The 24,833-nt window shown below is 32.1% G+C and carries 24 protein-coding genes; 7 read left to right on the forward strand and 17 right to left on the reverse strand.

Annotated features, from left to right (window positions below; translation table 11 throughout):
* The first annotated feature begins 226 nt into the window (after positions 1–226).
* The 4 genes from OZP08_RS16955 to hemN all read left to right on the forward strand — a co-directional run bounded on the left by OZP08_RS16955 (position 227) and on the right by hemN (position 4,948).
* A complete protein-coding gene (locus OZP08_RS16955; RefSeq protein ID WP_281322412.1) occupies positions 227–2,239 on the forward strand; it encodes a DUF349 domain-containing protein in 2,013 nt (670 codons plus the stop codon).
* Positions 2,240–2,374: 135 nt separating this feature from the next.
* Positions 2,375–2,722: a hypothetical protein gene (locus OZP08_RS16960; protein WP_268847282.1), complete on the forward strand. Its 348-nt coding sequence runs from the start codon at positions 2,375–2,377 to the stop codon at positions 2,720–2,722.
* Between the two features lie 97 nt (positions 2,723–2,819).
* The gene (locus tag OZP08_RS16965; RefSeq protein WP_268847283.1) at positions 2,820–3,296 is read left to right on the forward strand and encodes a hypothetical protein; all 477 of its coding nucleotides are present in this window, start codon (positions 2,820–2,822) and stop codon (positions 3,294–3,296) included.
* A gap of 287 nt (positions 3,297–3,583) precedes the next feature.
* Complete coding sequence (hemN, locus tag OZP08_RS16970) at positions 3,584–4,948, forward strand: oxygen-independent coproporphyrinogen III oxidase (protein WP_281322413.1); 1,365 nt, start codon at positions 3,584–3,586, stop codon at positions 4,946–4,948.
* Between the two features lie 66 nt (positions 4,949–5,014).
* Here the strand turns inward: hemN and OZP08_RS16975 are convergent, their stop codons facing one another.
* The 8 genes from OZP08_RS16975 to OZP08_RS17010 form a co-directional block, all read right to left on the reverse strand.
* On the reverse strand, positions 5,015–5,716 hold the full coding sequence (locus OZP08_RS16975; protein ID WP_281322414.1) for a sulfite exporter TauE/SafE family protein: 702 nt from the start codon (positions 5,714–5,716) through the stop codon (positions 5,015–5,017).
* Positions 5,717–5,786: 70 nt separating this feature from the next.
* Positions 5,787–6,239: a FixH family protein gene (locus OZP08_RS16980; RefSeq protein ID WP_268847284.1), complete on the reverse strand. Its 453-nt coding sequence runs from the start codon at positions 6,237–6,239 to the stop codon at positions 5,787–5,789.
* A gap of 59 nt (positions 6,240–6,298) precedes the next feature.
* Positions 6,299–7,717, reverse strand: a complete 1,419-nt coding sequence (gene ccoG, locus OZP08_RS16985; RefSeq protein WP_281322415.1) for a cytochrome c oxidase accessory protein CcoG — start codon at positions 7,715–7,717, stop codon at positions 6,299–6,301.
* An 80-nt stretch (positions 7,718–7,797) separates the two neighbouring features.
* Entirely contained in the window at positions 7,798–8,724 is a 927-nt protein-coding gene (locus OZP08_RS16990; RefSeq protein ID WP_281322416.1) for a cbb3-type cytochrome c oxidase N-terminal domain-containing protein, read from the reverse strand.
* Positions 8,725–8,828: 104 nt separating this feature from the next.
* A complete protein-coding gene (locus tag OZP08_RS16995) occupies positions 8,829–9,005 on the reverse strand; it encodes a CcoQ/FixQ family Cbb3-type cytochrome c oxidase assembly chaperone (protein ID WP_268847285.1) in 177 nt (58 codons plus the stop codon).
* A gap of 15 nt (positions 9,006–9,020) precedes the next feature.
* The gene (ccoN, locus tag OZP08_RS17000; RefSeq protein WP_281322417.1) at positions 9,021–11,198 is read right to left on the reverse strand and encodes a cytochrome-c oxidase, cbb3-type subunit I; all 2,178 of its coding nucleotides are present in this window, start codon (positions 11,196–11,198) and stop codon (positions 9,021–9,023) included.
* 65 nt (positions 11,199–11,263) lie between these two features.
* Complete coding sequence (gene ccoS, locus OZP08_RS17005) at positions 11,264–11,443, reverse strand: cbb3-type cytochrome oxidase assembly protein CcoS (protein ID WP_268847287.1); 180 nt, start codon at positions 11,441–11,443, stop codon at positions 11,264–11,266.
* 122 nt (positions 11,444–11,565) lie between these two features.
* Entirely contained in the window at positions 11,566–13,950 is a 2,385-nt protein-coding gene (locus OZP08_RS17010; RefSeq protein WP_281322418.1) for a heavy metal translocating P-type ATPase, read from the reverse strand.
* A gap of 214 nt (positions 13,951–14,164) precedes the next feature.
* On the opposite strand from OZP08_RS17010, the gene OZP08_RS17015 reads away from it, so the two are divergent.
* On the forward strand, positions 14,165–14,845 hold the full coding sequence (locus OZP08_RS17015; RefSeq protein WP_281322419.1) for a Crp/Fnr family transcriptional regulator: 681 nt from the start codon (positions 14,165–14,167) through the stop codon (positions 14,843–14,845).
* A 45-nt stretch (positions 14,846–14,890) separates the two neighbouring features.
* On the opposite strand, the gene mazG is transcribed toward OZP08_RS17015, so the two are convergent.
* The 3 genes from mazG to def all read right to left on the reverse strand — a co-directional run bounded on the left by mazG (position 14,891) and on the right by def (position 16,912).
* A complete protein-coding gene (gene mazG, locus OZP08_RS17020; protein WP_268847289.1) occupies positions 14,891–15,664 on the reverse strand; it encodes a nucleoside triphosphate pyrophosphohydrolase in 774 nt (257 codons plus the stop codon).
* A 116-nt stretch (positions 15,665–15,780) separates the two neighbouring features.
* On the reverse strand, positions 15,781–16,260 hold the full coding sequence (locus OZP08_RS17025; protein WP_268847290.1) for a DUF5606 family protein: 480 nt from the start codon (positions 16,258–16,260) through the stop codon (positions 15,781–15,783).
* A 64-nt stretch (positions 16,261–16,324) separates the two neighbouring features.
* A complete protein-coding gene (gene def / locus OZP08_RS17030) occupies positions 16,325–16,912 on the reverse strand; it encodes a peptide deformylase (RefSeq protein ID WP_281322420.1) in 588 nt (195 codons plus the stop codon).
* A 195-nt stretch (positions 16,913–17,107) separates the two neighbouring features.
* Between def and OZP08_RS17035 the strand changes: the two genes are divergently transcribed.
* Positions 17,108–19,324, forward strand: coding sequence for an FUSC family protein (locus OZP08_RS17035; protein ID WP_268847291.1), 2,217 nt, complete (start codon positions 17,108–17,110; stop codon positions 19,322–19,324).
* 66 nt (positions 19,325–19,390) lie between these two features.
* Here OZP08_RS17035 and OZP08_RS17040 read toward each other — a convergent pair whose 3' ends face one another.
* The 4 genes from OZP08_RS17040 to OZP08_RS17055 form a co-directional block, all read right to left on the reverse strand.
* Positions 19,391–20,887 (reverse strand): malate:quinone oxidoreductase, encoded by a 1,497-nt coding sequence (locus OZP08_RS17040; protein WP_281322421.1) that lies wholly within the window; start codon positions 20,885–20,887, stop codon positions 19,391–19,393.
* Positions 20,888–21,002: 115 nt separating this feature from the next.
* Positions 21,003–21,413, reverse strand: coding sequence for a Holliday junction resolvase RuvX (ruvX, locus tag OZP08_RS17045; RefSeq protein WP_281322422.1), 411 nt, complete (start codon positions 21,411–21,413; stop codon positions 21,003–21,005).
* Between the two features lie 21 nt (positions 21,414–21,434).
* Positions 21,435–21,806 carry a hypothetical protein gene (locus OZP08_RS17050; protein ID WP_268847295.1) on the reverse strand — a complete coding sequence of 124 codons (372 nt, stop codon included), beginning with the start codon at positions 21,804–21,806 and terminating at the stop codon, positions 21,435–21,437.
* The gene (locus OZP08_RS17055) at positions 21,757–22,170 is read right to left on the reverse strand and encodes a class I SAM-dependent methyltransferase (RefSeq protein ID WP_268847296.1); all 414 of its coding nucleotides are present in this window, start codon (positions 22,168–22,170) and stop codon (positions 21,757–21,759) included. The genes OZP08_RS17050 and OZP08_RS17055 overlap by 50 nt, the downstream gene beginning before the upstream one ends.
* A 216-nt stretch (positions 22,171–22,386) precedes the next feature.
* On the opposite strand from OZP08_RS17055, the gene OZP08_RS17060 reads away from it, so the two are divergent.
* Complete coding sequence (locus OZP08_RS17060; RefSeq protein WP_268847297.1) at positions 22,387–23,202, forward strand: 2,3,4,5-tetrahydropyridine-2,6-dicarboxylate N-succinyltransferase; 816 nt, start codon at positions 22,387–22,389, stop codon at positions 23,200–23,202.
* A gap of 127 nt (positions 23,203–23,329) precedes the next feature.
* On the opposite strand, the gene OZP08_RS17065 is transcribed toward OZP08_RS17060, so the two are convergent.
* Together OZP08_RS17065 and OZP08_RS17070 are read right to left on the reverse strand one after the other, a co-directional pair.
* Positions 23,330–24,085 (reverse strand): glycosyltransferase family 2 protein, encoded by a 756-nt coding sequence (locus OZP08_RS17065; protein WP_281322423.1) that lies wholly within the window; start codon positions 24,083–24,085, stop codon positions 23,330–23,332.
* An 8-nt stretch (positions 24,086–24,093) separates the two neighbouring features.
* Positions 24,094–24,807, reverse strand: a complete 714-nt coding sequence (locus OZP08_RS17070) for a polysaccharide deacetylase family protein (protein WP_281322424.1) — start codon at positions 24,805–24,807, stop codon at positions 24,094–24,096.
* Positions 24,808–24,833: the final 26 nt, after the last annotated feature.

The raw sequence follows: 24,833 nt of genomic DNA on the forward strand, positions 1-24,833 counted from the left end.
ATTTTACTCACTATCATGATAGTTATCCATTTTTCTTAATATTTATCTCATCTTTTTCTCAAAAAACTTGGCATATTTAGTGCAAAAAATATCAAGAAATCAAATTAAACCATTAAAGAAAGAATTTTCACATTAAATACATTATAAACAAAAGTTTTATTTTGTATTTTGCTACACCTTTACTATCTTTCGCATTAAATAATTAGAAACCTTATACATTTTAAAAATGTTAGAAGAAAAGAATGATAACCTGTCTCTTCACGAAAATGAGACAGACGGAAAAGCAGTCAATGAATTGAAAGAAACAGTTCAATCAGAAACACCTATTATTGGTGAAAATGAAATCAGTGATGCTGTAGCAGAAGAAAATACAGTAAATCCTATTTCTGAAACAGTACTTTCAAATGAAACTGAGACAAACGAAAATCAGAACGTTATTGACGCCATTTCTGACTCAAATGCTGAAGAAAGTGAAGATGAAACGTTAAAAGAACGTCATGACATACCTATGCTCGACTATGAAGCATTACCAATGGAGAAGCTTGTAGATGAATTGAAAAATTTGATTACAAACGAAAAAGTAATGTCAGTAAAAGAGCATGTAGAGGAGATTCGCAAAGCATTTTTAGCAAAATACAACCACCTTATAGAAGAGAAAAAAGAAGAATTCAATCAGGAAAATCAAGATCCAAATGAAGAGTTCCAATACCATTCTCCTCTAAAAACGAAATTTGATCAATACTATACTATTTATAAAGACAACAAGAATACTCACTTTAAGAGTTTACAAACCAATTTAAAATCTAACTTAGAGGTACGATTGGCTATTGTTGAAGAATTGAAAGAATTAATCAACCCACAGGCGAACATCAAAGACACCTTAAAACATTTTAATGAATTAAGAGATCGATGGAAAAATGCGGGTTCTATTCCTAAAGACAAATACAATCACGTTTGGAATAATTTCCATTTTCATGTCGAAAACTTTTATGACTACTTGCATCTTGACAGAGAAGCTAGAGACATAGATTTCAAACACAATTTAGAGCAAAAACAAAAAATTATTGCTCGTGTAGAAGAATTGACAAACGAAGCAGATATCAATAAAGCATTTAGAGAATTACAAGATTTACACCGAATCTGGAAAGAAGAAATTGGACCTGTTTCAAGAGAACATCGTGATGCAATTTGGAACCAGTTTAGTGAACTAACAAAAAAAATGCATGATAAGCGTGAATTGTTGTTTGAAAAACAAAGAGGAACTGAACTTGAAAATTTAAACAAGAAAAAAGAAATTATTGCTGCAATTGAAGTTTTAGCTACCGAAAAAGTAAACTCACATTCACAATGGTTGGCCCAAATAGAAAAAGTTGAAGCATTACGTACAGCATTTTTCTCTGCTGGAAAAGTGCCATCGGATGTAAATGAGGATACTTGGTCAGCATTTAAAACTGCGGTTAGAAATTTTAATACTTTTAAAAATTCATTTTATAAAGACATTAAAAAAGACCAAAACGAGAATCTAAATAAAAAAATAGCGCTTGTAAACAAAGCGAAAGAATTACAAGAAAGTACAGATTTTACTGCAACTACTCCTATCATGAAGCAAATTCAGGAAGAGTGGAAACAAATAGGTCATGTACCAAGAAAATATTCTGATAAAATCTGGAACGAATTTAGAGAAGCCTGCAATCATTATTTTGACAAATTAAAAGAGCAAAAAAATGAAGAAAACGCTGAAGAAGTAGAAGCTTTTGATAAAAAGAAAGCCTATTTAGAAACGTTAAGAGAGTTTCAATTGACTGGAGATCACAAAACAGATCTGGATGCCATCAAATCACATATAGAAACTTGGAAAGGCTTTGGTAAAGTTCCTTTCCCAAGAAGACATATCGAAGGAAAATTCAATAAAATTCTAGATGCTTTATTTGAAAAATTAAGCTTAAGCAAAAAAGATACTGAAATGATGCGTTTCTCTAACAGAATAGATCATTTATCTGAAAGCAATGACACTAGAAAACTAGACAATGAGAAGATTTTCATAATGCGTAAAATTGAAGAAGTACAAAATGAGATATTCCAATTAGAGAATAACATTCAATTTTTTACTAATACAAAAAATGCAAAAAAAGAAAATTCAATAGTTTTAGAAGTTCGAAAAAACATCGCTATCCATAAAGAAAGCCTTGATGTTTGGAAAGAAAAACTAAAACAATTAAGAAATATGAATCAAGAATAGATTCAAAAAAACTGAAACAAAACCTCGAGTACTTACATTCTCGAGGTTTTTTTTGAATTTGCTCAAACTTAAATTTTAACTTTCATTTATTATATAAAATAATACGCAATGGCAGATATGTATTAAATTCGCAAAATGAATTGGATTCGAAAAATAATCATTTTTAGTGGGCTTCTGTTTCTTTTTACATTTGCCATTACTGCAAATAAAAGTAATAGCGAGCAAACTAAACCCGAAGAGAACAATTCTACCATTACTGCCAAAGGCATTCATTCTTCTGCCTTTATTGTACCAAGACATGGTTCAACACTCATAATAAATCACAAAAGTGTAGATAGTCCCATTATAAAATGGGTAACTCCTTTTTTGATTACAATTCCTGGTTTCAAAAAATATAATTTCCATAATACCTACTTAAACCAGGACATCAATCGATGTATTAAGGTTTCCATCTTACTTTTCCCTTTCCATTATTTTTGGTGATTTAAAACAACTATTCCGCTTTAAAAATTAAAAGACTGGTTCAAATTGGACTCAGTTCAACCAAACATGTTTTAAAATCAACTAAAAAATAATACAAATGGACACATCTGTAACAATAATTGGCATTATAATAACTATTCTAATCGCTATACCGCTAACATTCATATTACGCTCTAATAGTGTCAATAAATCAAAAATTAAAGCAATAAAAAAACAATACAGTCAAAACAATCTTTACAATTTTGAAGTAACTGAATCTCAAAATAAAAAGATAATATCGATTGATCTCAAAAAGAAAGGTTTACTCTTTATTGATTTTAGTTATAAAAAAGATATCGTTAATTTTATTGATCTAAACAAGATTCATTCCTGCAAAATAATCCCAACTACTAGCGCCAATTCGAGTACAATTCTCAAGTTAGAATTAGAATTCCTGTATACAAAAGATCAAAAAAAGGAATTAATTCCAATCTACAATATAGACAACCAATTTTTAGATCCAATTTGTTTGTATGAAGACCATCAATTAGCCAAAAAATGGGTAAAAATAATTGACGATTGTATTTCAAAATAATATTCTCTACAACTATTCGGCTGAATCATACCAAGCATAATTAAAGAGAGACTCTATATAGACTGCACCTAAAATGTGAGACACAATTCGGGGCAGTGTAATATGGGTCTCTTTTCTTATTATAAGTATTTTTCTAATATGATAAATATCATTTTAATTCCTAAAAAGTCACACTAATTTTGTCAGGATAAAATATTCAATTTATGTAATCGCCATGATTCCTATACATAAACTGCAATAAAGTAATGACGATACCGTGTTCTGATAAAAACTAATATTATCTTCATATGAAAAACTCACTGATTCAAAAATATAATGTCCCTGGTCCAAGATACACTAGTTATCCAACTGTACCTTATTGGGATGAGTCTGGATTTACAAATCAAATTTGGATAGAGACCCTCAAAAAGTCTTTTCTTGAAAGCAACACCAAAGAAGGTATTAGTCTTTATATACACCTCCCCTTTTGTGAAAGTTTATGCACCTTTTGTGGGTGTAACAAACGCATTACAAAAAATCACACTGTAGAAAACCCATATATAGAAGCTATTTTAAAAGAATGGGCTCTTTATTGTGATATTCTTGGAGAGAAACCAAAAATTAAAGAAATCCATTTAGGTGGAGGGACACCTACATTTTTCTCTGTCCAAAATTTAGAATATCTTATTAATGGTATTTTTGATCATGCAGAAAAAGCAAAGGGTTACGAATTTAGTTTTGAAGGTCATCCCAATAATACCACCCATGCACATTTACAAAAACTGTATGAGTTAGGTTTTAGAAGAGTGAGTTTTGGTGTTCAGGATTATTCTGAAAAGGTTCAAAAAGCCATTCATAGAATTCAACCATTTCACAATGTAGCCAAAGTTACTTTTTGGGCAAAAGAAATTGGATATACTTCTGTGGGGCATGATATTATTTTTGGATTACCTTTTCAAAAAATTGAAGATGTTGTAGATACTATAGAAAAAACGAACTCTCTACAACCGGATCGTTTAGCATTTTATAGTTATGCCCATGTACCTTGGATAAAAGGAAATGGACAACGAGGCTTTAATGATGAAGACATTCCTAAAGATGATGAAAAAAGAATACTTTACGAAATAGGGAAAAAACTACTATCCAAAAATGAATACCATGAAATTGGTATGGATCATTTTGCCCTAAAAAAAGACAGTCTCTACCGTTCTTTTGAGAACAAAACATTGCATAGAAACTTTATGGGATATAGTTCCTCTAAAACCCAATTGATGATTGGATTGGGTGTTTCTGCAATAAGTGACAGTTGGTATAGTTTTGCTCAAAATGTCAAAACTCTTGAAGAGTATTACCAGTTATTAGAAAAAGATAAATTACCTATCTACAGAGGGCATTTATTATCTAATGAAGATCTTGTTATTAGAAGACACATATTAAATCTAATGTGTCAGTTTGAAACAAGCTGGACGGATTCTGCCAATTATTTTGATGAAATACCGGAAATTCTAATACAACTTAAAGAAATGGAGAATGATGGTTTATTGATTATTGATGAAAATAAAATTCAAGTTACTGAAAAAGGGAAACCTTACGTACGTAATATTTGCATGGCATTCGATTTACGTCTAAAAAGAAAAGCACCAGAAACTGCTTTGTTTTCAATGACAATTTAAGTAAGTAACTAAAATTATGAGTGCCTAAATAACTAAGAATCTTAGTTATTTAGGCACTTTTTTAAATTAATGACAATTGGCTTTTTCTTGTATAAACAAACTCATATTGGATGGGGAAACATAAGGTATCCCAAGACCTAAACCTCTTAGAATAAACAATACGCCAATTATAACACCTACATAAGGAATTACTTTTTGAATCTTATTCCTGAAAGGAACTGTCAGAAAGGAATTGACATAAACCACAGTACTCATCAAGGGCACAGTTCCTAGTCCAAATAAAATCATGTATAAAACTCCAAAGCCAGCACTTTGCATAGCAATAGCCCCAAACAAGGCTACATAAACCATTCCGCATGGCAAAAGACCATTGAGCAAGCCTATAATAAAGAGTGATTTATAACTTTTGTTTTTAAAATGGCTTCCCAGAATTTGTTTCATTCTTGAGATCCATCTAAACACTGGTTTCGAAAAATTATACTGAGCGAAAATCTTTTCAGGTATTAAAATCACTATAATCATTGCAATGCCTATAAAAATAGACATCTGTTGCTGAATTCCTGCTAAAAAGAAACCTTTTCCCAACAAACCAAATAGCAATCCAATGCTTCCATAAGCCGTCAATCGTCCTAAATGATAAGTGATTATTTGTGTGGCTTTCTTGGCAGGATTGTTTCGTTCTACAGGCAACATCATAGCAATTGGACCACACATTCCTATGCAGTGAAAACTACTGATTAAACCGAATAAAAAAGCAGTATAAAGCATTGTGATTTTAAATTATAGAATGCAGATTTTAGATTTGAAACTTGATAATTCATAACCTAAAACTCAAAAACTATTTTATATAAATTTCTTCTTTGGTCAAATAGGATTTCCCTCCGTATTGCCACTCCATATTAATATACCATTCTCCTCCAATAAATTTATCTTTAGGAATAAACAAAGTAGATGAATCTGTAAATGAAATAGGCACCTGAAAATCAAACTTTTTATTAGATGGTCGATAAAGTGCAACTGTTCCTTTTATGTCTTTTGGCGTAAAATCAGCAGGAAAAACAATAGTAATCCCTTTAGAATCATTAGTTATTACCGGCTTTACTTTTAAATCGTGAGCATTTTGTACACGTGTCATTTCGTCTTGAAAATGTACATCATGTTTGTAATATTCTTCTACTACCAATTCATTATCATATTTGCTATCTGTTTGTACTTTTAAAACGAAATACATTATAAAGCTAATGAACAAAGCAAAAGCAATTACGATAGCAGTTCCCCAATTAATTTTCATTTTTTATTCTTTTAGTTTATTTTTATTTAACTATTGAAGGCTCAAAAACATTTATAAATCTAATCAAAACTCCTTGGACTCAAAAAGTTGGTATAAGTAGTTTCAATTTTTTTATTTCCTTCGTACACATCAATTTCTACCTTAGTTTTATCAGTCTCCAATAAAAACTTATTAATTTCTATAAACATGGTTCCGCTTGACATTCCCTGTTTAGGAACTTTTAAATCCTGAACACCCACAACTTTTAAATCTCCTTTTATTCCAACCAATTTAAAATGTATATCATTAATATCTCGATTGGTTTTATTGATAATCTTAAAAGTATAAATGTTACTGATATTATCTCCTTTGTGTTGAAACAATTGTCCAGGTAATCTAAAAATAGTCGCTTCGACTTCGGATCGTAAAAACAACAAGCCTGTAAGTACCCCGACCAATATAACCAATATTGCGGTATATCCTTTCATTCTGGCAGTAAATTTAAACTTGGCCTTAGTTTCTATTTCATCTTCAGAGGCATATCTAATAAGCCCAACAGGCAACCCAACGCTTTTCATTATAGTATCACACTCATCTATACAAGCGGTGCAATTTACACATTCGAGTTGAACACCGTTACGAATATCAATTCCTGTAGGACAAACATTTACACATTGTTTACAATCTATACAATCACCCTTACCGGAAGCTGCTCTGTCTTCTTGCTTATTGAATTTGGCTCTACCTACTTCTTTCTCACCTCTTACAAAATCATAGGCCACATTTATTGATTTTTTATCTAATAAAACACCTTGCAATCTTCCATAAGGACAAGCAATAATACAAACTTGTTCTCTAAACCAAGCAAAAACAAAATAAAAAACACCCGTAAAAATCAATAGTGATAGAAAGCTGCTCAAATGTACTAAAGGTCCTTCCTCTATTAGACGGAATAATTCATCACTACTGATAAGATAAGCTAAAAAGACATTGGCAATCAGAAATGAAATCATAAGAAACACAAACCATTTTAAAGTTTTCTTTCTTATTTTTTCTCCATTCCATTCTTGTTTTTCCAAACGAATTTGTGCTCCCCTGTCTCCTTCTATCCAATATTCTATACGGCGGAAAACCATTTCCATAAAAATGGTTTGCGGGCAAATCCAACCACAAAATATTCGTCCAAAAATGACTGTAAATAAAATCACAAACACAACCCCAATAACCATAAACAGAACAAAAATATAAAAGTCCTGTGGCCAAAAAGGAAAGCTAAAAATATTAAAACGACGTTCTAAAACATTGAACATCATGAACTGATTCCCGTTTATTTTTATAAAGGGATTAGTGATAAGTACAATTAATAAAAAATAGCTAACCCATTTTCTATAATCATAAAACTTACCAGAAGGTTTCTTAGGATAGATATACTTTCTACGCCCCTCCTTATCAATAGTCCCAATGGTATCTCTGAAAGATTCGTCCAGTTTACTTGACATTTTATTATTTTTAAATTAAAAAAGAGCTTTCTCAAAGTAGTTAATTTTGACAAAGCTCTTCATTAAATATATGATCATTATTATTTTACTTCCGTTTTTTCAGGAGCAGCAGTAGCTGTCGCTGAAGCATTTTCATCAACCCAAATTTCACCATCTGGTGCTTTTGGATCTTTTGGATTACTTCCTTTTAATGAGATAACATAACTCGCTACAGCCTGAATTTCTTTTGGTTTCAGAGTACCTTTCCAGGCAATCATCCCTTTACCATCTCTACCTCCATTGGTAATTGTATGGAATAAATTCTTGATTCCACCACCCAATATCCAGTGATCGTCAGTTAAGTTTGGTCCAATTTGCCCACCAGCATCAGCACGATGACAAGCCACACAATTGGTCTGGAAAATAGCTTTACCCTTATCTAAATCTGCTTGATCGGTCAACAATGTTACTGTTTTTTCATCCATCAAATCCGGAGCTGTTTTCATGTATTCAGCTACTTCTATTTTAGCTTGAGCCATTTCAGCTTTAAGTTCAGCTTCTTGATCAGGAGCTCCCATCATTTCATAGTTAACCAAATAAACTACTGCAAAAACAATACATGCATAGAATAAATATACCCACCATGGTGGCAAATTATTATCTAGTTCTTTGATTCCATCATAGTCATGATCCATCAATAATTGTTTTTCATCTTCGATTGGTACCGTTCTTGTCAAACGTTGCATTAGGTTTTTGTACCAACTTTTATCTTTCAAACTTAAACTATCTTCATGAGCCAATCTTGCTTTTTCCTCATCTGACAACAATCTATAGGTAATTGTATTAACAGCATTTAATGTTATTTCAATTGCAATCAAAAGAAAAAGCAATATAAACAAAAAGGCTGCAACCATAGGGTACTTTAAAAAAGCTGGATGGTTTCCTGAGTCTATAAAGTATTCCATCGCTCCAAAAACGGAGAAAAATATGAAAAGTACTCTTATATAAGGTGGAACTATTTTTTTCATACGTAGTTTATATTTAGTTTTTAAAGGAACATGATATCGCCATTCTTCATTTTTCAATCATGATTCTTGAATCATGGCGATTTCATTATTTATATATTTTGAAATTATACTATTGAATCTTCTAATGGAATTTGACTCATCTCATCAACCGTTTCTTTTTTGTATGAGTAAACCCAAATACCTAGCCCTACAAAAAAGAAAAAGAAAATTAGTAATGATAGTATTGGGAAAATTGCAACTCCTGCAATAGTCTCCATATTGTGTTTTATCTGTTCGAACATGACGTTACTTTTTAGTTATTCTTTTACTTTAATATCCGTACCAAGTCTTTGAATATAGGCAATCAATGCAACGATTTCTCTTTCATTCATCGGGATAAATTTTTCTCCTTTTGCTATTGCTTTTTTCTTGCTATCCTCATAACTTTTTACAAAATCAGGGTCGTTTTTAAGACTTTCTTCAATTGCAATTGCTTGGGTTCTCAAATCTTTTAAACCATTTGTTATTTGATCTTTTGTATAAGGAACTCCAAGAGTAACCATTGCTTCCATTTTCTTTTCAGTCGAAGAAACATCCATCGCTTTATTATCAAACAACCATTTATAACCAGGCATTATAGATCCTGCTGATATACTTTGTGGATTCCACATATGGTTAAAATGCCAGTTGTCATTGTATTTCCCTCCAACTCTTAATAAATCTGGACCTGTACGTTTTGATCCCCAAAGGAATGGATGATCGTAAACAAATTCTCCTGCTTTAGATTGAGGCCCGTAACGTTCTACTTCACTACGGAAAGGACGAACCGATTGAGAGTGGCAACCCACACAACCTTCACGTATGTATAAATCACGACCTTGTAATTCTAATGGAGAATACGGTTTTACACTTGTAATTGTTGGTATATTCGATTTTACCATAATGGTTGGCACAATTTGAATAATACCTCCTATCAATATTGCAATTGTAGCAAAAACAGCCATTTTTATTGGTTTTCTTTCCAACCAAGTATGGTATTTTTCTCCTTTTATTCTTCCTGAACTAATCGTTTGTAACGCTGGAGCTTCTGCTAATTCATCTTCAATTTCATTTCCTGCTTTTACGGTTTGTATAATATTATAAACCAATGTCAGCATTCCAATTAAATACATAGAACCTCCAATAGCTCTCATCCAGTACATTGGCATGATTTGAGTAACCGTTTCAAGGAAGTTACCATAGGTTAAAGTACCGTCTGGGTTAAACTGTTTCCACATAGAAGCCTGTAAGAAACCTGCCAAATACATTGGTAATGCATATAATATAATCCCTAAAGTTCCGATCCAAAAATGGAAATTAGCCAGTTTAGTAGAATACAAAGTACTTTTTGTCATTCTTGGAATCAACCAATAAATAATACCAAAAGCCATAAAACCATTCCATGCTAATGCGCCTACGTGAACGTGTGCAATAATCCAATCTGTATAATGCGCAATAGCATTTACATTTTTAAATGAAAGCATTGGTCCTTCAAAAGTAGCCATACCATAACCTGTCATGGCTACAACAAAAAATTTCAAAACTGGTTCTTCACGAACTTTATCCCAAACTCCTCTTAGCGTTAAAAGACCGTTTATCATACCTCCCCAAGATGGAGCAATTAGCATTACTGAAAATACAACTCCTAAGTTTTGAGCCCAGGTTGGTAATGCTGAATATAATAAGTGGTGTGGACCTGCCCAAATATATAAAAATATCAATGACCAAAAGTGAATAATAGAAAGTCTATATGAATATACTGGGCGATTAGCTACTTTAGGCACAAAATAATACATCAAACCTAAAAATGGTGTTGTCAAGAAAAAGGCAACCGCATTATGACCATACCACCATTGCACTAATGCATCTTGAACCCCTGCATAAACAGAATAACTTTTGAGAGCAGAAACCGGCAACTCTAAACTATTAAATATATGTAATACCGCAACTGTAATAAATGTGGCTAAGTAAAACCAAATAGCAACATACAAATGGCGTTCTCTCCTTTTTAGCATGGTACCAATCATATTGATTCCGAATGCCACCCATATTACTGCAATTGCAATATCTATTGGCCATTCTAACTCAGCATATTCTTTTGATGTAGTATATCCCAAAGGTAATGAGATAGCAGCTGCTACAATGATTAATTGCCAACCCCAAAAATTCAAGTTACTCAAGAAATCACTATACATTCTTGCTTTTAATAATCGCTGTAGAGAATAATAAATTCCTGCAAACATAGCGTTACCCACAAAGGCAAAAATAACTGCATTGGTATGTAAAGGTCTTAGTCTACCAAAGCTTAACCACGAAACACCATCGGTCATGTTCGGAAAAAGAAACATCGTGGCCAAAATAAGCCCAACCAGCATCCCGACCACTCCGAAAAGTATAGTGGCATAAATGAACTTCTTTACAATTTTGTTATCGTAATAAAATTGCTGCATTTCCATATTTATAATTGTTTTTAAAGTTGTTTTTAAATTGGTATATTCTTAGAATATTAAAGTAATGGGAGTTAACCTTTGGTTGTAGATTTTTCTTTTTTGGATTTAATCAATTCATCATCAAAAAGCATTCTGACTGATGGAGTATAATCATCATCGTATTGCCCTGATTTTACTGCGAAAACAAATGCAATAAAAAATCCAATTGCGACGAAAATACTAATGGAAATCAATAAATATATAACGCTCATATCTTAAATATTAAGTAAAACAAAATTACTGGCCTTGCTTTTAAGAAAAAATGATAATTATCATATTTGATCTAATATGTTAAAAATATGAAAAAAAACCAAATAACTATCTATCTATCAGACTATTTTATTTTTCGGGAATAGTAATTACTCATCACTGTTACAAAACTCACTATAGTTATTGTACTCAGCGGCATAATAATAGCAGCGACCAATGGTAAGAGATTTCCAGTTATGGCAAAGGACAATCCTACCACGTTGTATAAAAGCGATAAAGCAAAGCTCATTTTAATAGTTGTTATTGCTTTTTTGGATAATTTCAAAAAGTAGTTCAGCTTTTTAAATTCTTTAGCATCCAAAATTGCATCACAAGCCGGTGAAAAAACATTCACATTCTCAGAAATAGAAATCCCAACATTGCTTTGTGCCAAAGCACCCGCATCGTTAAGACCATCTCCTACCATCATCACATTTTTTCCCTGTTCCTGTAATTTTTTAATAAACTCTAATTTTTGTTCTGGTTTTTGATTAAAAATCATTTCGGTTCCAGCAGGTAAAAGTGTTGCTAATAAAGCCTGTTCACCTTCATTATCTCCTGATAGTACTTTGATTTGATATTGTGTACTCAAATCACCAAACAATTTAGACAATCCTTCTCTGTATTCATTATTAAAGATATATTTCCCATAATAATTCCCCCCTATTCTTATATGAACCGAAGTTTGCAAAACATCTGTTAACCCTTCTGAAGGTGGTGAGCAAAGTGCTGCCGAGCCCATTTGAACATCTACTCCGTCTATTATTGCTTGAATACCTTTTCCTGTTATCTCTTCAAACGAATCAAGTTTTACTCTCTTTTTTTCAGGTAAAAAGTCATATAACATTCTACTCAAAGGATGATTGGAGGCGCGAAGTACATTTTTTATTAAAACTATATTAGATTCTGTAAGAACCTCCCCTTCATAAGTAATATTAGAGCTTGTATTGGTTGTTATCGTACCTGTTTTATCAAAAACAACAGTATCTACTTTTGCCAATTGCTCAATAACTAAAGCATTTTTGAGATAAAAATGTTTATTTCCTAAAATTCGTAACATATTTCCCATGGTGAAAGGAGCGGTCAAAGCTAATGCACAAGGACAAGCCACAATAAGAACAGCGGTAAAGACATTGAAAGCCGTATTGGCATCAAAAAATATCCAATAACCAAATCCTGCCAATGCTATTAATAACAAAATTGGGGTAAAATATCGGCTAATTCTATCTGTTATAGTTTTGTGTTTTTGCTCAACATTTTTCTGGAAGACATCATTACTCCACAATTGTGTTAGATAACTTTGTGAAACAGAATGTAAAACTTCCATTTCTATCACTTTTCCTATTTGTTTTCCTCCAGCAAATATTTTATCTCCTGATTTTTTCGTTATCGGAATAGCTTCTCCCGTCACAAAACTATAATCTATATCAGCTTTTTCAGAGATTAAAATTCCATCAACAGGAATAAGTTCTTGATTTCTGATTAATAATCTATCTCCTTTTTGAACATCATAAACAGGAACGCTTTCTTCTACAGCATCACTTACAATTTTGGTTATAGCTATTGGAAAATACGATTTAAAGTCCCTTTCAAAATTTAAAAAACTATAGGTTTTAATCTGGAACATCTTTCCTAATAGCATAAAGAAAATCAAACCCGTTAAACTATCGAAAAAACCAGAACCATAGTTCATTATAATATCAAAAGTACTACGGATAAACATTACAACTATACCTAAAGCAATAGGAATGTCTATATTAAGCATTTTTAGTTTAATGCTTTTATAGGCCGAAACATAATAACCACTGGCCGAATATAAAAACGAAGGCAAGGATAATGCAAAAATCAAACCTCTAAAAAAGGGTTTGTAATTATCTAACCAATACTCCTTTACCTCAAAGTATTCAGGAAAAGAAAGCAGCATAATGTTTCCAAAACAAAAGAAAGCTACCCCTAATTTATAGGTCAAACTTCTATCGACATTATTTTTTCCAGTTTCGTAATTCTCCAGACTTATATAAGGTTCATAGCCTATAGAACTCAATAAATAAACAATATTTTTGAGTGAGACGATTTCTGGATTATAATTGATTCTAACTTTTTTCTCAGGGAAATTAACCTGAGAGGTATTTATTCCGCTTTGTAAGCGTTGCAAATTCTCCAAAATCCAAATACATGAGCTACAATGTATATGAGGAATATTAAGGGAAATAATAGCAGTTGACTCTTCTTGAAATTCTAGCAATTTTGATACAATGCTATCATTATCTAAAAAATCATATTTACCATTAATGTCCTGTGGAGTCGCTCCAGGTGCATTCTCAAAATCATAATAACAAGTCAGATCATTCAGGCTGAAAATTTCGTATACGGTCTTACAGCCGTTACAACAAAACTCTTTTTCATCAAAAAGTATTACTTCTTCCTTTACAATGTCTAAACCACAATGAAAACAATTGTTCTTCTCCATAAATATAGCTTCTTAAAGCGAATACAAAGATTGCTAATTGATTGACCCAAAAAAATGATATTTATCATGTAACATTAGTTTACTAATGTTTTTTAGTACAATGATCTTTAACACAATACCATTACATACATTATTTAGCACAATTTTATAATACTAAATTGAAATAACTAAAGGTATAAATTTATAACTTTGTAGATGCAAATTCAATCCTATTATGAGCAAATGTGAACAATGTATCGTTAGAGAATTTAGTTCTTTAAAAGCACTAAATAAAGACGAACTATTAAAACTTTCTGACTGCAAAACATCTATAATCATTAAAAAAGGTGAAAATATTTTTGAAGAAGGTGAGAATGTGAATGGTATTTTTTGCATCAAAGACGGAGTTTGCAAGCTTACCAAATTAAGCCCAAATGGTAAAGATCACATCGTTAAACTGGTAACAAAAGGAGAATTACTAGGCCAACGCTCCATGATTAGTGACGAACCTGCTAATTTAAGCGCGATTGCTTTAGAAGACATGCACGTTTGTTTCATTCCAAAAAGCGACGTGATGGGATTCTTCGATAAAAACAATCAGTTTTCTATGAATGTTATGAAAACGATATGTAGTGATTTAAGAATTGCAGATGAACACACGGTAAATATGGCTCAAAAGTCTGTAAGAGAACGATTGGCCGAAACCTTGATTTATTTACACGAAACTTTCGGTACCAATACTGACAAAACGTTAAAAGTTCAGCTTTCCAGAGATGAACTAGCTAGTATGATAGGAACTGCAACCGAGAGTTGCATTAGATTACTATCTGACTTTAATAAATTAGGATTGATCGAATTGATTGGCAAAAAAATTATTTTGAAAGATATCAATAAGCTAAAAAAAATGGCAGAATAATATTTCGCAACTATTTTCTGCGAACTGCTATCTGCCATCTTAATATTAAAGTCTCTTTGCTTCGTTCCAAAAAACATCCATTTCTGCAAGGGTCATATCCATGAGTGGTTTTCCTAACTCATCTGCTTTACTTTCTAAATACTGAAAGCGTTTAATGAATTTTTTATTAGTTCGTTCTAATGCATCTTCGGGATTTATATTCAAAAAACGGGCGTAATTAATCATTGAGAATAAAACATCTCCAAACTCTGATTCAATTTTATCTTGATCTCCTGCATCTACCTCAACTTGTAATTCTTGTAATTCTTCCTGAACTTTATCCCAAACCTGGTGCGATTCTTCCCAGTCAAATCCCACTCCTTTAACTTTATCCTGAATTCGGCTAGCTTTTACCAAAGCAGGTAAACTTTTCGGGACACCTTCCAAAACCGATTTTTTTCCTTCTTTCAGTTTAAGTTTTTCCCAATTTTGCTTTACCTCTTCTTCGTCTTTTACCTCAACATCACTGTAAATATGAGGATGGCGATGAATTAGTTTTTCACAAATATCATTACATACATCTGCCATATCAAAATCGTTTGTTTCACTTCCGATTTTAGCATAAAATACTATATGCAATAACAAATCCCCTAATTCCTTTTTTACTTCGTTTAAATCATTATCTAATATAGCATCTCCTAATTCATAAGTTTCTTCAATGGTAAGATGGCGCAAAGTTTTCATGGTTTGCTTTTTATCCCAAGGGCATTTTTCACGCAAATCATCCATGATGTTCAGTAATCGTTCAAAGGCCTGGAGTTGGTTCTGTTTGGAATTCATTGTATTTGGGTTTTTGGTAAAAATAAGAAATCCTGTCAGGAAAACATCTTGACAGGATTAAATTTTATCTTTAGCGTTTAGCCTAAAAATATAAGAGCTAATTACTATGATCTTGATTACTCTTTTTTAGCTTTTGCTTTTTTAGCTGGAGCTTTTGTTTTTTCAGCTACAACTTCTTCTGCTACTGGTGCTGCTGCTTCTACTGCAGGAGCTTCATCAACGATCAAACCTCTTTCTTGAAGCAAGTTGTACCAATTTAGTATTTTCTTGATGTCTGAAGGGTATACTCTTTCTTCATCAAATTCAGGTAAAATTTCTCTAAAGTAAGAAGACAATACCGCATTTTCTTCTTTATGAGAAATTGCTTGCCCTTTATTCTCTTTATTAGCAATACTCTGCATTATTTCTGCTAAAGGCTTTTCTCCTCCGTATGTGTAAATCGAAATTTCTGACAATAAACTTACGTTACTTTTTAAACTTACCGTTACTTTTTTCCCATCCAATAATGACTCAGCAACAAAACCTGTACGTGTTTGTACTTTTAAAACATATAAACCAGGTTTTCCTGAAATGGATAATATTTTCTCTAAATTCATTTTATATTTTTTTACTTATTCTTTATTAAAAGCTGAACACTATAAACGGTAAACTACTACTAAATTATCTCCCTTTTTTAGCAAAAAATTTCATTCTATAATCTTGAAATGTTTTCCCTTCGGTGATGTTTTTTAATTTCTTTTGAATCAAACGTTTTTTCAAAGACGATATTTTATCTGTAAATAAAATTCCTTCGATATGATCGTATTCATGTTGAATCACTCTTGCAATCAAACCATCAAAAACTTCGGTTTTCATTACAAAATCTTCTTCACAATATTCAATAGTAACTGTTGGTTTTCTGTATACATCTTCACGCACATCAGGAATACTCAAACAACCTTCATTAAAAGCCCATTCCTCACCTTCTTCTTTTATAATTTTAGCATTGATGAAAGTTCTTTTGAACCCTTTCAATTGATCTTGTTCTTTGTCTTCCAGATCTTCATCATCACTAAAAGGAGTAGTATCAACAACAAATAAGCGCAATGACAAACCTACTTGCTCAGCAGCAAGTCCAACACCACATGCATTATACATGGTATCATACATATTTGCTATAATCTCTTTCAAATTTGGATAATCAGGTGTAATCTCATCTCCTATCTTTCTCAAAACAGGATCACCATATCCTATAATTGGTAATATCATTAGTGTTGTATTAATTAGTAACTAGTACAAATTAAATAGGAATTCCATTTAATTTGGTTGGCAAAAATAGTAAAAAAATAGACAAGGATTAATTCCATTTAAATAATTAGCATTTTTTTGTAATTTAGGCTTTAATCTTATAATAAAGTCTTCTTAAATCCTTACAAATAGTATCTTTGCATTAAATCAATCCGTATGATCAATAAAATTGAAAATTTCACTGATAGCACTCATTTTACCAATGCTCTAAAAGCAACACTATCTGCGGTTTTTCCTGTTTTATTATTCTCCTATTTAGATCATTTTGAAATTGGTTTTACTATTGCTCTCGGAGCTTTCTTAACCTATCCAAGCGACATCCCTAGTAGTTTAAACCATAAGATTAAAGGAATAGGCTTTACTGCCTTTTTAGTCGCAAGCATTAATTTGCTCATTAACCTTTTCTATCCATTTCCTTGGCTTTTTTATCCATTTTTCGCTCTATTATTGTTTGCATTATCTATGATATCCGTTTATGGGCAAAGAGCGACTATTGTATCTTTTTCGGCATTGGTGGCTGTATCTTTATCTTTTTCGCACATGCACACAGGATTAGAAATGATTCGATATGCTGCTTTAATTCTATCAGGAGGTTTATTTTACCTAGCCATATCGCTTCTCTTTCATTACCTGCGACCATACAGATATGCCGAATTAGAAGTAACGGAATGTATCCGATTGACTGCAAAGTACCTAAAATTAAGAGGTGATCTATGGAAAATCGGTGCCAATAAGACTGCAATAATAGAGAAACAATTGCATTTACAGGTAGAACTCAATACGATACACCATAATATAAGAAGCGTTCTTATTGGAAAGCAAATCAACTCCATTTCTTCCAATCAAAACAGAAAAATGCTAATTGTATTTATTTCCCTAGTTGAGATATTAGAATTGGCTCTATCAACCTCTTTTGATCATGATAAACTGCATCAAAAATTTGATGATCATCCTAAAGTATTGTCAACTTATCAAAACTTAGCCTATAATCTAGCTTCTACATTAAAACAGTTGTCCAAAAACATAAATAACAGAACAAAATACGTTCCGAAACACAATTTATTCAAAGACCTCAACTCACTTGAGCTTGCTATCAAAGAATATGAAAATGATTTAGGAGCAATTGCAGCCTCCGAAGGCGTTTTTATGCTAACTACAATGTTGGAATATGCAGAAAACCAGATAGAAAAAATTAAAATTGTCGAACGTGCTTTTACCCTGACCACCAATACTTATGAGTTTAATGGTAAAGACAAAGATTTAGAAAAATTCTTAACTCCTCAATATTATCCATTGAGCACTTTTGTTCAGAATTTGAGTTTTTCGTCTACAATATTCAGACATTCTTTAAGACTAACTGTTACTGTTATAATTGGGGGCATCATCGGGGAGCTACTTCCTTTTCAAAATATTTATTGGATTTTGATGACAATTATAATCATTATGCGGCCTGGTTATGGTTTAACAAAGCAACGCTCGATACAACGTTCTTTTGGGACAATATTAGGAGGTGTAATCGCATTTAGCATTTTATCCTTGACCCAAAATGAAATACTTATAAGTTCATTAGCCATCACCAGTATGCTTTTAGGCTTATCCTTTACCCAAACCAATTATAGTGCTAGCGCGACCTTTGTAACCATGTATATTGTATGTTTATATGGTATATTAACCCCAAATTTTGTTCATGTTATTCAGTTTAGAATTATCGATACCTTGACAGGAGCACTTTTGGCATTTCTGGCCAACCACTTTTTATGGCCTTCATGGGAATACATAAAAGCCCCTGAATATTTAGAAAAAGCTATTGCTGCCAATCGCGATTATTTAAACGAAATATTTACTTTTTACCGAAATAAAGGTGAAGTAACAACATCATATCGTTTGGCAAGAAAAAATGCTTTTATCGAAATTGGAAATCTTATGGCCTCATTTCAAAGAATGTCACAAGAACCCAAATCCAAACAAATAAAAATAACTCAAGTCTATAAATTAACAGAGCTTAATCATTCCTTACTTTCATCAATTGCTTCGTTGGGTACTTATATACAATCCCATAAAACAACCCCATCATCAGAAGCTTTTACAATTGTTGTAAAAAAGAGTATTAAGAATTTAGAGGAAGCTATTAGTTATTTAAAAAACGAAGTCTTCATACAAAAGGACCCTATTACAAATGAAGAACTCGCTCATCGATTTACTGAGTTAAAAAATATTAGGGAAAGAGAACTAAAAGAAGGAAAACCTATCGATGAAGAAGCATTTGCCTTAAAAATGCAAGAAGTACAATTGGTACTTGAACAATTAGTTTGGTTAACCAATTTATCCGAGCGGATATTAAGAAATACCAAATTATTAATGAAGATTGAGTAAATTATTAATAACAGTTTTCGGTTTCATAAATTATCTGAAACCGAAAACTGTTATTGAAACAAAAAATTACTCATTTAGTTTTAAAACTGTTGAAGTATTTTTTCTGATTTCTGCCAAAAGTTCTGGCTTATCATTTAGAGTTTGACCAAATGAAGGAATCATTGCTTTAAATTTTTCCTGCCATTCTGCGGTCTTACTTTCTTCTTTAAAACATTTAGTAACCAATTCTAGCATTATAGAAACGGCTGTCGAAGCTCCAGGAGATGCTCCAAGCAAAACTGCTAATGAACCATCTGCTGTAGTAATCATTTCTGTACCAAACTCAAGCACTCCTCCTTCTTTCTCATCTTTTTTGATCACTTGAACCCTTTGACCAGCACGCTCTAAAACCCAATCCTTAGCAACTGCTTTTGGCACATATTCCTTAAGAGCATTGATTCTGTCTTTGGGAGATTGACGCACTTGCTCGATTAGATATTTAGTAAGAGGTAAGTTTTTATAACCTGCTATAAGCATTGGTATAACATTGTCCGTCTTTATTGAAAATGGTAAATCTGAATAAGATCCGTTCTTTAAAAAACGAGTAGAAAAACCTGCAAAAGGACCAAAAAGCAATGCTTTTTCTCCGTTTATCATTCTAGAATCAATATGAGGAACAGACATAGGCGGTGCACCTACACTTGCTTTTCCATAGACTTTAGCTTCGTGTTTTGCAATAACTGCTGGATTGGTACATTTTAACCATTGTCCGCTTACAGGAAAACCACCATATCCTTTTCCTTCTGGTACATTAGCTTTTTCCAATAATGGCAATGAACCTCCTCCGGCACCAATAAATACAAATTTTGTGTATACTTTTCTTTTTTGACTAGTAGCCAAATCTTCTATTTTTATTCTCCAAGTACCGTCTTCACGTTGCTTTAACTTATTTACCTGGTGATTAAAATGTAAAGTAACACCTTCTAATTGAGATAAATGTTTGAACATCCCTCTGGTCAATTCTCCAAAATTCACATCGGTTCCAATTGCCATAGTTGTTCCTGCGTACTTTTCAGATTCTTTTCTGGATTCCATAACTAATGGCATCCATTCTTTTAATTTAGAAAAATCAGTACTGAATTCCATATCCTTAAAAAGTGCATTAGGATGTAAAACGTCAAATCTTTTCTTTAGATAATCAACATTTTTCTCCCCCCAAACAAAACTCATGTGTGGGATGCTTTTTATGAATTTCTCTGGAGAATCCATATATTTTTGATTGACTAAGTATGCCCAAAACTGGCGAGAAACCTCAAAAGATTCAGCTATGCTAATAGCCTTTTTAGGATCGATGCTCCCATCTTCTTTTTCCGGAGTGTAATTTAGTTCACAAAAAGCAGAATGTCCGGTACCAGCATTGTTCCATGCATCAGAACTTTCGGCAGCGGCAATATCCAGTCTTTCGTATATATCAATTTTAATTTCAGGCTGTAACTCCTTAAGAATCAAGCCAAGAGTGGCACTCATAATTCCAGCACCAATAAGTACGACATCAGTATTTGAACGAATTGTTGAATCGGGCATTTTCTAAATTTTAATGGTGCAAAAATAGCTCATAAAATCACAATAAAAAATTAATTTTTTACTAGAAAAGTGATAAAGATCGAAAACGTTTTAATCCTTAATCAAAAGGGTATTTTTATTTCCTGTTCAAGTAGTCTTGAAGCATTATAGTTGCTGAGATTTCATCAATCAAAGCCTTATTTTGACGTTGCTTTTTATTGAGTCCGCTATCAATCATTGTTTGAAATGCCATTTTAGAAGTAAAACGTTCATCTACACGAATAACTTTCATATCCGGAAAATGATTGGTAAAATGGGTTACAAATCCTTTTATAATGGAGGCACTTTCAGAAGGCTCACCATTCATTTGTTTTGGCTCACCAATAAGAACAGCTTCAACTTTTTCTTTAGAAAAATAATCTTTTAAAAAGGGTATTACAGTAGCAGAAGGAATCGTAGTAAGACCTGATGCAATAATTTGCAATTCATCTGTAACCGCTATTCCGGTACGTTTTTGTCCGTAATCTATGGAGAGTATTCTTGGCATTTATTTTTTTAGCAAAGGTAACTATTTTAATTTTCCTATTCTGAACAGCAGCGGAAAAGTCACCTTCTTATCATTCTTTTCCCAAGAAATTTTCAGTTCCTCTCGAATTATATCTAATGGATTGCTGTTATTTTTTTGAATATAATGTTGTGTTGCCGACCATGTTTCGAGATATCCCATCAATTCATCAAAAGACCAAGTAAAATGGTTTTCGAAACTCTCAGTACTAATTTCATCAAAAGGAAAAGAAATGGTAGTGTAATTTTCATCCAAATATTTTCGCTCTTTGTCCCAATACTCCCCAATTATAGTGTAATAATAATTTCGAATTATCACATCCGATTCAGCATTCGTAGAAAACAGTCCGTATCCTAAATATAGCAAAAATTCCATCAGGCTTGAGGATTCTGTAGATTTCTTTGTAAAACAAATCAAAATCAAACCAATGAATTGCTTGAGCTACAGTTATCAAATCAAAAGTTTGATTATCGAATGAAGTCTTTTCAGCAGACTCTAATTTATACTCTAAATTGGGCGCCGGAATAGCATTGTCGAGTTGGTTTTGACTAATATCAATTCCATATACTTTTTCAAAAACAGCAGAGAGTTTATGAGCAATTTGTCCGTTACCAGTAGCAACATCGAGTGCCTTTGATTTATTTTTGACAAAAGAAATCAAATAATCAATCATTTCATCGGGATAATGAGGACGATATTTTGAATATTCTGATGCTTGCTTAGAGAAATTATCCTTCATATTCCTTACTTTTTTACTTATCAAATTTACTACATTTAAATAATTTCAAGTTAAATCTATAACATTTTCCATACAATTTCCTTTTTTTGCTATTGGTTTAAAATGGTATCTTTGCCCAAAATCTATCAAAAAATGAAATCGTCTTGACTCCTAAATACAAGTTCTGGCAGAATGGCGATATCATATTCCTAATAAAAAAACTAATATTATTTTCATATGAATTCATTACAAACAATAATAGAACAAGCGTGGGAAAACCGTGCTTTGCTACAAGAAACAACAACTACTGATGCAATCAGAGAAGTTATAGAATTATTAGATGCCGGAAAATTAAGAGTTGCCGAGCCTGTTGGCGAAGGTTGGCAAGTAAACGAATGGGTTAAAAAAGCAGTTGTGATGTACTTCCCTATTCAAAAAATGGAAACATTAGAATCTGGAATTTTCGAATACCACGACAAAATGTTACTTAAAAAAGGTTATGCAGAAAAAGGAATTCGTGTAGTTCCTAATGCAGTTGCAAGATATGGAGCTTACATTTCAAGCGGTGTAATCTTGATGCCAAGTTATGTAAACATCGGAGCTTATGTAGATGAAGGAACTATGGTAGATACTTGGGCAACAGTAGGAAGTTGTGCTCAAATTGGTAAAAATGTACACTTAAGTGGTGGAGTTGGAATTGGTGGAGTTTTAGAGCCATTACAAGCTGCTCCTGTAATTATTGAAGACGGTGCCTTTGTAGGTTCTCGTTGTATCGTTGTAGAAGGTGTTCATGTGGGTAAAGAAGCCGTTCTTGGTGCCAATGTATGTTTGACAGCTTCTACAAAAATCATCGATGTAACTGGTGATGAGCCTGTAGAAATGAAAGGCTTTGTTCCTGCTCGTTCGGTAGTGATTCCTGGAAGTTACACTAAGAAGTTTGCTGCTGGAGAGTTTCAAGTACCATGCGCATTGATTATTGGAACTCGTAAACCATCTACCGATTTAAAAACATCATTGAATGATGCTTTACGCGAATATGATGTAGCGGTTTAATAAACTTAAGCTCAATAAAAAAAACTCCAAATTTCAATTGACATACGAATTGAAATTTGGAGTTTTTTATTTGAAGTTTCCTATTTTCTATTAGGAATCTATTTATTGCAAACTATAAAGTAAAAAATTATTTTTTGCTTTTGTTATTCTGAATTTCTAAAAGTTTAGCATATTTCATATGAGTAAAAAGACCTTGAATTAATGCAAAAGTAACTCCATCTATACCATTAAATATTCCCTTTTTAAAAAAATAACATCTTACAAAAGTGGTTAAACCATTTAATACAGGTTTAAAATTCCCTACCCTCTTTCCTTGATCATAAAGTTGTTGAGCATGCCAAGTAGAATATAAATTTTTCTTACTGATTAATTGGTCATAACTCGCCCATGCATAATGATTCAAATGAACATTTAAATTAGCTTTCTTGTTTCCTAAAACCTTTTGATGTACCATGTCTTTTGATGGAGAAGCTGTTTTTTTATTAAAAAAGCGAACTGTTCTATCAGGATACCAGCCAGAAAAGTTAATTAATTTATCACCCATATAATTATACAGGCTAAAAGCATATGCGTCAAAATCTTGATTTTCATATTTACCGGATAAAACAAATTCCTCAGCATCGGCTGCTAAAATCTCATCCGCATCTAAATTTAAAATCCAATCGTTTTTGCAGTAAGGAAGCCCAAAAATTCTTTGGGGCCCATCTCCCAAAAAAGGCTGCGAAATAACTTTAGCTCCTTTTTCTTGGGCAATTTGAACTGTATTATCAGAACTTAGTGAATCTATAACAATTATTTCGTCGCAAACTCTATAAAGAGCATCTATACATTTTCCTATATGTTTTTCTTCATTATAGGTTATTACTAATCCACTAATTTTCATAATATATTCTAAAACAATTTAAGCTTTCCTATTTTCAATTTTAATCTAAATCTAAACAAATTATCTTCTCCCTTTATATCTATTCGCTTTATTAAATAGTTATTTTTAAACGGAAAATCATTTACTCTATTCCCAATTCGCAAACCATACTTTATACCATTCTCACGCATTATTTTTTCAAAGACGGCAAACTCAGCATTTGATTTAGGATAATTCCCAAAAGGATATGCTAAAACTGGCTTTATATCCAATTGATTTTCTTTAATAAAAGTATTACATTTTGCAAAGTCAACTTCCAGTTCCTCTTTAGACAATGCCTCATATCGTTTGTGCTCAAATGAATGATGCCCCAACTCTATAAGGTTACTATCTAATTTCTTTAATTGCTCTACACTCATTATTTTTTCTTTTCCTTCGATCCAATAATCAAAATTTCCAACGAAAGAAAATGGTATAAAAAAAGAAGCTTTTAATTGGTATTTTTCAAGTAAAGGTACAGCATATGTAAGTTGACACTCGGTAACATCATCAAAAGTGATAATGATACTTTTTTTAGGTAATTCTTTTAAATTTTCTAAATCCCTAAAATGAAATGTTTTGTAATTATTATCATGCAAGAATTTAAATTGTGATTCTAACTTTGATATGGAAATGCTTAAATCTAAAGACTTAGAGTCATCTTCAACAACATTATGGTACATTAAAATGGGCAACTTAGACATTTAGTTTTTTTTTTGTAGTTTTGCTG

The organism is Flavobacterium aestivum, assembly GCF_026870175.2.
In the GTDB taxonomy this organism is placed as follows: domain Bacteria; phylum Bacteroidota; class Bacteroidia; order Flavobacteriales; family Flavobacteriaceae; genus Flavobacterium; species Flavobacterium aestivum.